At 45.1% G+C, this 636-nt stretch carries 1 pseudogene; it reads right to left on the reverse strand.

What is annotated here, in order from left to right:
• Positions 1-636 (reverse strand): annotated as a pseudogene (gene secA, locus ACS8FC_RS18565) (preprotein translocase subunit SecA); the annotation flags it as partial.

A 636-nucleotide genomic window follows, 5' to 3' on the forward strand; every position in this document is an offset into this window, starting at 1 on the left:
TTTTGTGGTTGCGGCTGAGCGGCTGCACTGTTTACGTTGCTAGCTAAGTTATCTACGTCATCATGTTCAAACTGCATTTGCATATGCGCAGCATTCTCACGTTGCTGAGCTTCCAGTGCTTCTAGCTCTTCTTTGGTTGGGATGTGAACACGTGATAAATCTTGTACCGTTTCGGACTTTATCGCCCCAAGCATCATTTGGAACAATTCAAACGATTCACGCTTGTATTCCTGCTCAGGATTTTTCTGCGCATAGCCGCGTAGATGGATACCTTTACGCAGCTGATCCATCTGTGTCAAATGCTCTTTCCAGTGCTTGTCTAGACTCTGTAGCATAAAATGACGCTCAAGCTGGGCGGCGTCTTGCTCACCCATTTGCTCACGGCGGCTGTGATAACGGTCTATGGCTGTTTGGATAATTTTAGCACGCAGTCCTTCTTCATCTAGACGGCGGTCTTCATCTAGCCAATCGTTGATCGGCATTGAAATTTTGAACTCGTCCTCAAGCTCATCTTCTAATCCGTCAATGTTCCACTGATCATCAATAGATCCAGGTGGAATGAATTGGTTAATCATGGCGTTATAGACTTCATGATGCATCACTTCAATGGCTTCTAATAAGTCCATCTCTGCTAAT

Source organism: Psychrobacter sp. 1Y4, from assembly GCF_051847555.1.